We start from the raw sequence: 9,918 nt of genomic DNA, 5'->3' as shown, positions 1-9,918 counted from the left end.
CGCAATGATCAAAAATTGTCTTATTAGCCGTCCATTGTTTCTGTTTAAAATAAGTTCACCAGCTTTTTCTTGAGAAATAGCAAATATAAGAAATAGATCAAAGGAGTTGTCTGTCGGGTACGATATGCTTGCGCGCATGATCATCGATTTTTTATCAAGTTATCTTGAATCGAGATAGTGTAAGCAGTGAGCCGTATCCGAATTAACAAATGGATGGAAGAGGCGGATTTAACATTAAATAATTTGTCTAAAATGAAGTATGATAAGGATAGGCGGTAACAAGCTTACAAACCTGTAGCAATAGGATTAACACCAATATTAGGATTTATGCCGCAGTCATCGAGAATTTTAAGTAAATTATTTCCTCTTTTGGTTAAACGTTTAATACAATATTCTTCAAGATAACTTTTCAAAATGTATTCATATTCAGGTAAAGTCAAAACTTTGAGTATTTTTTCAGCCATTTCCAAGTGCTGCTTATTCGCATAATCGCAAGCTTGAAATAAAACACCTCCTAGCATTGCAGCAAGGCTTGCCTTACGAGCTGGCTCTGCTAAATGAAAACGCTGAATGCACTCATCGATTGCCCTTTCCTTATCCCATACTACCCACTCATCATAAAAAGCCAGAGCAGGGTTAGGATTAAACTGATTCGTTTTCTCCAATTCTTGCATAGCATAAGCTACTGCGACTATTGCTTGGATATTAGCCCAGGAGCAATTACCACTGATCTGAGAACTAATGGGGATTTTTGCTATGGGAACTAACCCTAATTGTTGGTTGATCATTTGATGAAAATAAGTCCTTGCTTGCTTTTTATATAAAAAATCGCGCAAAAAGTAACTATCAAAAGCTTCTGGTCTCGTGATTTTATAAATATTAACGCTACCTTCTTTTAGACTGTTTTCACCCCTATCAATTTTAGCCCACCATTGTCCCAAACGGATAAAACCCATGGCATGACCACGACTTGCTGCAGGAAGAATTAACATAGATGCGTTTAAGAAAGTCTGCAACCGCTCAAGGTGCTGCTTCTCCAAAAACGGTAAATGCTGATATTGCAAAAGTTCTTCGGCAATAGTAAATGCATCAATGATGGCATGAGCAAATGGAAAATATTCTCGTAAATGTCGTGTTGAAAAACTACTAATAAAACGTCTTAAAGCATCTTTTATTGCCGAAACAGTAAATTCTAGAATAAAGCCTTCATAATCCAGTTCAATAAATTCATCTTTGGCATTAACTATATCCACATCTCCTTGCAATTCGAATCGATGCCCCAAAAGTTTGCCATTAATGAAATCCAGCGCAAAATCAAGCTTTGCCCCATGATTATAGAGCAAGTGTTTGAGTACATCCTGACCTCGGAGTATTGGATAGACTAATACAGAAAGTCCATTGCGTGTATAAGCGTTAGGATCCGCTCCATTATTTAATAATAGACGTGCAAATGCCACATCGTTATTATCCACAACCCAATGCAAAGGAGTACGTCCAGTTACATCAGTTTTATTCACATCCACTTTACGAATAATTAATTGCTCGGCAATTTCAATTTGACGAGTAATAGCACACTCAATTAAAGGCGTAAAACCATATTCATCAATGTCATCTAACGACTCTCCTGCCCGAAGATAAGAGTCAAAATCAGGCATTTGATGACTGATTATGTCACTTGCAATTGTCATTGAGGTCCTTTAGGTCTAGGTGTATTCGTAAATTTTGGCATATGTCCTAAACGTAGTTGCTTTTCTTGCTCTTGGTTTCGTCGTTCATTATCAAACTCTCGTCGAGCCTCAGTATTTAAAGGAGGCTCAGGATTTAAAGGAGCATCAACACCATCAAAACGCTGACTGTTTAACTCTGGATGTTGCAAAATACTATTTTGCAATTCGCCTTCAGGACTAGGCTGTGCTTCTTGGTTAGAATGCTCACGCGCTTTTACCGATGCTAACCGTCGCTCTCCTTGCTGTTCAGCTAAGCGCCTTTGTCGTTCCATTGCCTTAGTTTCCGCGACTAAAATGGATTCTTTTCCGATACGAGTAAGTTCAGGAAGCTCATAAATTTTTTTAAGCAAAACATACACGGCGTTAACACCGCCATCTTTAGGATTTGCACTATGAAAAGCGGCCACCTCTGCAATCTGAGGTAACCAGTGATTAATTAAATTCTTTAATAAAGGAAAAGCATTTTTACGACTTTCTGTACCATGGATAATGAGTAGTGAGTATTTCTTATTTTTTACCTGTTTTTGAATAAATTTTAACAAAGCCTGACGAGCATCCTCTGCCGGTAAAGCCGAAAGATCCAACTTTGCATCCCAAGGGATTTGTCCTGTTTTTAATTCATGAAATTGCTTACCAGATATACTCGGTGTCACATAAGATAAAACAGCATGAGCAAGAACTGGCTCTTCAATATCATCAGTTAAATAATATTCGTTTAGCATATACTTCAAAATATCCAATCACGTTAATCAAAGTATAACTTAGGTTATAAAAAGTAGGAGGATTTTTTAAGTGTTCTAATTACATTCAAAATGAATGACAGAGAAACAACCCACCTTCTCTTATCAAGGAGAAGGTGACCAAAATCGTCAATAGATACTTTTATTATAGCATTCATTTATAAAGCTTGGATGTGAACACATCGTAGCTCGAAGCAAGGCACTTAATGTGCATAAACCAAAACTAAGTGTGCAATCAATTAATTACAAAAACTCTCTTTGTAAAATTTCAGCAATTTGCACCGCATTAGAAGCAGCGCCTTTACGAATATTATCGGCTACAATCCATAAATTTAATCCATTTGGATGTGAAATATCAGCACGAATTCGACCTACAAATACTTCATCACGACCTACAGCATTTTTTATTGCCGTTGGATAACTTGCTTTACCTATATTATCAATCACCTTAACACCAGGTGCTTTAGAAAGAAGAGCGCGAGCTTCTTCTGCAGTCATTGCTCTTTTTAGTTCTATATGAATGGCTTCAGAATGTCCATAAATAACAGGGACTCGAACAGCAGTAGGATTAACCATAATATGCTCATCTTCCATAATCTTACGTGTTTCCCAGACCATTTTCATTTCTTCACGGGTGTAGCCATTATCTTCAAATTGATCAATATGAGGAATAGCATTAAAAGCAATTTGTTGGGAATAAACATTGACATGAGGAGGCTTACCATTTAACAAATCGCCCACTTGTGACACAAGCTCGCTAATGGCTTTTTTTCCAGTACCCGAAACAGACTGATAGGTGGCAACATTGATACGAGAAATTCCTGCTGCATCGTGTAAAGGTTTTAAAGCAACAACCATCTGAATGGTAGAGCAATTGGGATTAGCAATAATACCTCTGTTTTTATATTCAGCAATACGATGAGGATTCACCTCTGGAACAACAAGAGGAACATCGTCTTCATAACGAAAGCATGAGCTGTTATCAACAACGACACAACCACTCGCAGCAGCTTTAGGAGCATATTCCTTAGATACAGAACCTCCAGCTGAAAATAAAGCGATATCCGCTTTGCTAAAATCAAACTCTGCTAGATCTAAAACATCTAATTCATTGTTTTTAAACACTACTGTTTTACCAACAGAGCGAGAACTCGCTAAAGGATAAAGAGTCTTTACAGGAAAATTTCTTTCTTCCAATACCGTTAAAAAAGTTTCTCCTACAGCGCCAGTAGCACCCACGATGGCTACATTTAATTCTCTACTCATTATCACCTCATTCTATGTTCTATTAATTGTATCCTTGATAAGTTCTCACATCCCACCATGGTTATCCCTTTATCGCCTTATGCCTTAAATAATGATCCATTAATACCAAAGCCATCATTGCTTCAGCTATAGGTACTGCTCTAATTCCCACGCAAGGGTCATGTCGTCCTTTAGTTACTACAGTAACCTCTTCCCCAAAAACATTGAGCGTTTTTCCTGGGGTAGTAATACTTGATGTAGGTTTTAATGCAATACTTACCTCTATATTTTGTCCTGTAGAAATACCTCCTAAAATCCCCCCTGCATTGTTACTCAAAAAACCAAGATGCGACATTTCATCTCGATGTACTGAACCAAGTTGATGGACAGCAGCAAACCCAGCACCCACTTCAACACCTTTAACCGCATTGATTGACATCATCGCATAGGCTAATGTCGCATCCAGTTTATCAAACACAGGATCGCCCAGTCCCACTGGTACATTACGAGCAATAACGTTCACTCGGGCTCCAACCGAATCCCCTTTTCTTCTGAGTTGTTCTATTGCATCCTCAAGATTCTGAACTTGTGTCTTATTAGGGCAAAAAAAAGGATTATTATGAATCTCTGCCTCATCATCAACGTTTAAAACTAAATCCCCCATTTGTTGTAAATAACCCACAATATCCACTTTTAAATGACGTTGTAGATACAAACGAGCAATTGCACCAGCTGCAACTCGTGCCGCCGTTTCGCGTGCTGAAGATCGGCCCCCACCACGATAATCCCTATGGCCGTATTTATGATGATAGGTAAAATCAGCATGCCCTGGACGAAATAGATTTTTGATTTCTTCATAGTCTCTGGAACGTTGATCTGTATTTGCAATCAACAAAGCAATAGGCGCACCAGTTGTTTTTCCTTCAAAGACGCCAGAGAGGATTTGCACTTTATCCTCTTCTCTTCTTTGGGTGGTGTATTTAGACTGCCCCGGTTTGCGTTTGTCAAGAAAAGGTTGAATATCCTCAGCCTGCAACGCTAATCCCGGAGGGCAACCATCCACCACACAACCAATAGCTGGACCATGACTTTCCCCAAATGTAGTGACTGTAAATAAAGTTCCAAAAGTATTACCTGACATTAAAATACTCATCGAGTTGTTGTTTCGTTAATAAAAACACACCATGTCCCCCATGACTCATTTCCAACCAAGTGAAGGGAACATGTGGATATGCTTCACATAAAGCTTCTTCACTATTTCCTACTTCTACAATCAAAATACCATGTTCACTTAAATAGGCATGAGCATTTTGTAAAATGCTTTCCACAATAGTCAAACCATTATTCCCAGTTTCTAAAGCTAAAACAGGCTCATGACGAAATTCATCCGGTAAAGTTTGCATCTCCTCTTTACCCACATAAGGAGGATTACAGACAATTAAATCATAGTTTACTTGCGGTACTTTGGTGAAACAATCCGATTCAATTAAAGTAAGTTGTTCTTCAACACCTAATTGTTCACGATTTATTGCAGCAACAGCAAGTGCCTCACTAGAAATATCCGTAGCATCAACTTGAGCCTCAGGAAATGCATAACAGCAAGCGATCGCAATGCATCCACTACCAGTACATAAATCCAAAATACGATGAACCTTATCGGCATCGATCCATGGAGAAAATTCATTTTTAATCAGTTCTGCTATAGGCGAACGCGGAATTAAAACACGTTCATCCACATAAAAAGGCAAATCACAAAAGTAGGCTTCTTTTATTAAATAAGGCACGGGCACACGCTGATTAATACGTTTTTCCAATTGCTGACATAAATATTTTTTTTCACTTGTAGTCAAGCGAGCATTTAACCAATTAGATTCAATCTCATAAGGTAATAAAAGGCTTCTTAGAATTAATGAATGCATATCATCCCACGCATTATCTGTACCATGACCATAAAACAAATTAGTATTCATCGCACAGGACACACTAAACCGTAAAAAATCTAAAATAGTGATTAACTCTTCCGTTTCTTTAAGTATATAGCTGCTCATAGGAGTTCATTCTCATCCACAAAAAGTACAAATTGTACCCTATGTTAAGTAACAAATGTAGCCTGACAAAGCAACACCCGTCCTCAAGAATTTTAACGATACTCAGGGTTTCTACCTCGCTAAATTTCAAGATATACTTAAATATAACCTTTAAATTCTAGCAAAAAATGGCTGATAATTTTGTGTCGGATGAGGACAAGGCGCTTTTTCGCGAATGCATGCGCTCAGTAAAACCACTTCATGAAAAAACAAAACGTGTCTCAACAGAGGCTCAATCTCCGATACAACCTCAAAAGAGCACCTCCAAAGAAGAAAAAAAAGAATATTATTTATCGGATATGATTATTGAAACAGTTCTTTCTGAAACTATTCTTTCGTATTCTCAACCCAGTCTTTCACCGCAACGATTCAAAGCATTAAAAAAAGGGCAAATTCCATGGGAAGCTCGCTTAGACTTACATGGGCTAAAAAGTGAAAAAGCCAGAGAGATGCTTTGTCAATTCATTCAAACACAAGCAGAACAGGACAAAAGATGCTTATTAATTATTCATGGTAAAGGGGGAATTCAAGGCGCCCCCCCTGTGATAAAAAATCTCCTTAATCGCTGGTTACCCCAAATAAATGAAGTCATCGCTTTTCACAGTGCGCTACCTAGAGAGGGCGGCAGTGGAGCAATCTATGTTCTTTTGAAAAGAAAAAGATAAGATCTGTAAGATCGTATATGATCCTCATCCTTTACTTGCGTTCATTCTCTATTCTGGGGATAATTCGCTACATTAATAAAACATCAAGAGCGGAACATGGAACACTTAGGTCAATTTATTATAAATCACTGGCAACTATGGTTAGCCCTAATTGTGATTTTACTGTTAACCTTTATTAATGAATTAATCACCCAAAAGAAAAAAGCTAAAGAACTGACTCCTCAAGCTGCTGTAGATTTAATTAATAATGAAAATGCGGTAGTGATTGATTTTCGTGACAAAGAAGCATTCAAGCAAGGCCATATTATTGATTCTATAAATGCTAAAAGTGACGATTTTGAGCAACAAAAAATGAACAAATTCAAAAATAAACCTATTATTTTAGTAGGTGCTCGAGCCATAGATACACAAACCATTGCGAAAAAGATACAAACCCAAGGTTATCAAGCATTAGTGCTTAGTGGAGGAATCGCTGCCTGGCAAGAGGCAAATCTACCCTTAGTGAAAGGAAAATAAGGTTATGGCGGAAATAATCATGTACAGTACTGGTTATTGCCCTTACTGCACCAGAGCAAGAGAGTTATTCCAACAAAAAAACACTTCGTTTACTGATATTCGTGTTGATTTACACCCCGAATTACGTGAAGAAATGATAACCAAAAGTGGTAGACGTACCGTGCCACAAATTTTCATTGATGGCCAACATATTGGGGGCTGCGATGACTTATATGCCCTGGATGCCCAGGGAAAACTCGATCAATTACTAAGAGGATAGCGATACTATGAGCGAACAAGCAAACCAGGTTCCACAAAACAATGAAACCCAATTTATGATTCAAAGAATCTATGTTAAAGATTTATCTTTTGAAACACCAAATACCCCTGCAGTTTTTCAACAACAATGGGAACCTGAACTCAATCTTGACCTTAATACTACCACGACAAAACTAGAAGAAAATGTTTTTGAAGTTGTATTAACAGTAACCGCCACAGTAACCAATCAAAAAAGCACCGCCTTTTTAGTTGAAGTCAAACAAGCAGGTATTTTTACTATCCAAGGCGCTCCAACAAATCAATTGGATCATTTACTAAATAGCTTCTGCCCCAATATCCTATTCCCTTACGCGCGCGAAGCAATAACTTCCCAAGTTATTCGTGGCAGCTTCCCGCAACTGGTACTAGCACCTATTAATTTTGATGCTTTATACATGCAACAACTTGCAGAAAAACAAAAATCAGATCAAGCTAAAGAAGAAACCACACACTAAAAATAAAATAGTGTACAGAAGTAGGTAGGTACACCGTCATTAAGCTAAGAAAGCGTCATTATTCCCGCGTAAGCGGGAATCTATTTTGAGGCAAAAATGGATTTAATATATTCCGAGTTGTGCCTGTCAGGCATAACTGCAACTTGTTTAAGAACATAAAAATGAATCAGAAAACTATTGCCATATTAGGTGCAGGATCTTGGGGCACTGCCGTTGCAATACATCTTGCTCATGTAGGGTATCGCGTTTTATTGTGGGGACATGATCCTCAACATGTTGCACTTATGTCAGAAAAAAGAGCAAACTCTCGTTACTTGCCCAACATTAATTTTCCTGAAAACCTTTTTCCTACTCAGGATTTTGCTTATTGTCTCAAAGAAGCAGAACACGTGATTATTGCGGTGCCATCACATGCATTTGCTGAAATTATTGCAAAAATCCCCAAAACACTCCGAGGCTTAGCCTGGCTCACTAAAGGAATTGATCCACAAAGCCATCAGTTATTAAGTGAGTTAGTTTCTAAGACTTTCGGCTCTTCTTTTCCTCAAGCCATTATTTCTGGCCCATCCTTTGCCAAAGAAGTGGCCTGTTTATTGCCCACTGCGGTAACTTTAGCCTCTAATAATCCAGGATATCAAAAAGATATTCAAAATTTACTTCATCACCGTAACTTACGAGTTTACTTAAGTAATGATCTTATAGGCGTCCAAATTTGCGGAGCCATTAAAAATGTTTTGGCGATTGGTTGCGGAATAAGTGATGGCTTAGGTTATGGTGCAAATGCTAAAGCTGCTTTAATCACACGTGGTTTAGCAGAAATGGAGCGCCTAGGACTTGCTTTAGGTGCGCAGCCAGACACTTTTCTTGGCTTAGCAGGTGTGGGGGATTTGGTATTGACGTGTACCGATGATCAATCCCGTAACCGGCGTTTTGGCTTACTTCTCGGACGCAATACAAGCATTACTGAAGCAGAACAACAAATTGGGCAGGTTGTAGAAGGGAAAAGTAATGCATCACAAGTCTGTTTCATAGCAAAGCAACATCAAGTAGAAATGCCTATCTGTGAACAAATTAATGCACTTTTACAAGGAGAAATTAGTGCTAAAGAAGTAGTACAAAACCTTATGAACCGTCCTCCCAGAGAAGAATAATCTCAAAGTGAGTTTAACATGAAGGATTCAATTATATCTCTTTATAAATTAGGATTAGAGAAACACCACTTAGTCAATAACAGAGGCATTATACTGTACTTAATTGAAGAAATATCTAAAGCCCGCACAATTGAAGACTTAATTAAACTTTTTTCTAATTATCTTAATTCTGATGGAGCACACTACGAAACAATAAGCCTTAACTCACAATTGTCTGATTGGAAAAAAGATCTTGAGGATCTTAAGTCGGCTCAACAACAAATTCTTGTTGAATTAGGCAAAATACCAACCACATCCAAAAATAAAAATCTTCTCCTACTCCTTAAAGAAGTCCTATCTGATTCTCATCTGCTCTTACACAGCTACATCACTCACTTATTGAATATATTTTATAATAATTCCATATCCGATCTTATTGATTACATCATCCAGATACCTATTGCTCCAAAGCCACTAAATCCTCCCCCAGGATCCTTTGCCGCACAAACACCTAGAAGTGAGCAACATGCAGAATGCCTCATTTTATTAAATAATCTAGCATCAGTTAAAGAAAAAGAGCGCTTATGGGAGACGGCAAACAGCTTATTACAAACATCGCTGACTATGTACCAAGAATTGGAGTTTTTGGAAGTGAGTCTTGATGATGAAAAAGATTTACAAAAAATAGAGCACAAGTGTTGTTCTATAATGTAACAAACACCACCGCCTGAAGTACTCCTATCGTCACCTTGCACAATACCTTCAATGGACCCCCTGCTTACGCAGAGGGTGACGTTCTTCCTGCTTCATTTAATAGATCCTGCTTTCGCAAAGGGGGCTCTCTCTCAATACGTCACCTTCCGTGAAAACGGAAGGTTTAAAAATAACCAAACTTACCAGAAACCTCAGCATACCTTCAAGAGACCCCCTGCTTACGCAGAGGGTGACGTTCTTCCTGCTTCCTTTAATAATAGACCCTGCTTTCGCAAAGGGGGACGCTCTCTCAATACGTCACCTTCCGTGAAAACGGAAGGTTTAAAAATAACCAAACTTACC

Annotated in this window: 11 protein-coding genes; 6 read left to right on the top strand and 5 right to left on the bottom strand. The window is 38.2% G+C overall.

The window, feature by feature from the left end:
• Positions 1-284: 284 nt before the first annotated feature.
• From ankH to prmB, 5 genes are all read right to left on the bottom strand, one after another.
• Positions 285-1,688, bottom strand: a complete 1,404-nt coding sequence (ankH, locus tag DYH34_RS02955) for a Dot/Icm T4SS effector AnkH/LegA3 (protein ID WP_058465062.1) — start codon at positions 1,686-1,688, stop codon at positions 285-287.
• Complete coding sequence (locus DYH34_RS02950) at positions 1,685-2,449, bottom strand: Smr/MutS family protein (protein WP_058465061.1); 765 nt, start codon at positions 2,447-2,449, stop codon at positions 1,685-1,687. Before DYH34_RS02950 ends, ankH begins: the two co-directional genes overlap by 4 nt.
• A 261-nt stretch (positions 2,450-2,710) precedes the next feature.
• Positions 2,711-3,733, bottom strand: a complete 1,023-nt coding sequence (locus tag DYH34_RS02945) for an aspartate-semialdehyde dehydrogenase (protein ID WP_058465060.1) — start codon at positions 3,731-3,733, stop codon at positions 2,711-2,713.
• Between the two features lie 61 nt (positions 3,734-3,794).
• The gene (gene aroC / locus DYH34_RS02940; protein WP_058465059.1) at positions 3,795-4,853 is read right to left on the bottom strand and encodes a chorismate synthase; all 1,059 of its coding nucleotides are present in this window, start codon (positions 4,851-4,853) and stop codon (positions 3,795-3,797) included.
• Positions 4,843-5,760 (bottom strand): 50S ribosomal protein L3 N(5)-glutamine methyltransferase, encoded by a 918-nt coding sequence (prmB, locus tag DYH34_RS02935; RefSeq protein ID WP_058465058.1) that lies wholly within the window; start codon positions 5,758-5,760, stop codon positions 4,843-4,845. The genes aroC and prmB overlap by 11 nt, the downstream gene beginning before the upstream one ends.
• A gap of 167 nt (positions 5,761-5,927) precedes the next feature.
• Here prmB and DYH34_RS02930 point away from each other — a divergent pair, with 167 nt between their 5' ends.
• The 6 genes from DYH34_RS02930 (at position 5,928) to DYH34_RS02905 (ending at position 9,576) form a co-directional block, all read left to right on the top strand.
• On the top strand, positions 5,928-6,464 hold the full coding sequence (locus DYH34_RS02930) for a Smr/MutS family protein (RefSeq protein ID WP_058465057.1): 537 nt from the start codon (positions 5,928-5,930) through the stop codon (positions 6,462-6,464).
• A 96-nt stretch (positions 6,465-6,560) separates the two neighbouring features.
• Positions 6,561-6,980: a rhodanese-like domain-containing protein gene (locus tag DYH34_RS02925; RefSeq protein ID WP_058465056.1), complete on the top strand. Its 420-nt coding sequence runs from the start codon at positions 6,561-6,563 to the stop codon at positions 6,978-6,980.
• 4 nt (positions 6,981-6,984) lie between these two features.
• Entirely contained in the window at positions 6,985-7,239 is a 255-nt protein-coding gene (gene grxC, locus DYH34_RS02920) for a glutaredoxin 3 (RefSeq protein ID WP_058465055.1), read from the top strand.
• Positions 7,240-7,246: 7 nt separating this feature from the next.
• Positions 7,247-7,732 carry a protein-export chaperone SecB gene (secB, locus tag DYH34_RS02915; RefSeq protein ID WP_058465054.1) on the top strand — a complete coding sequence of 162 codons (486 nt, stop codon included), beginning with the start codon at positions 7,247-7,249 and terminating at the stop codon, positions 7,730-7,732.
• A gap of 161 nt (positions 7,733-7,893) precedes the next feature.
• Complete coding sequence (locus DYH34_RS02910) at positions 7,894-8,883, top strand: NAD(P)H-dependent glycerol-3-phosphate dehydrogenase (protein WP_058465053.1); 990 nt, start codon at positions 7,894-7,896, stop codon at positions 8,881-8,883.
• A gap of 18 nt (positions 8,884-8,901) precedes the next feature.
• Complete coding sequence (locus DYH34_RS02905) at positions 8,902-9,576, top strand: hypothetical protein (protein ID WP_058465052.1); 675 nt, start codon at positions 8,902-8,904, stop codon at positions 9,574-9,576.
• The last annotated feature ends 342 nt before the right edge of the window (positions 9,577-9,918 follow it).

It is taken from the genome of Legionella cincinnatiensis (assembly GCF_900452415.1).
GTDB classification, from domain to species: domain Bacteria; phylum Pseudomonadota; class Gammaproteobacteria; order Legionellales; family Legionellaceae; genus Legionella; species Legionella cincinnatiensis.
Note: the sequence above shows the minus strand (reverse complement) of the source record. Positions and strands in the feature narration are given on the sequence as shown.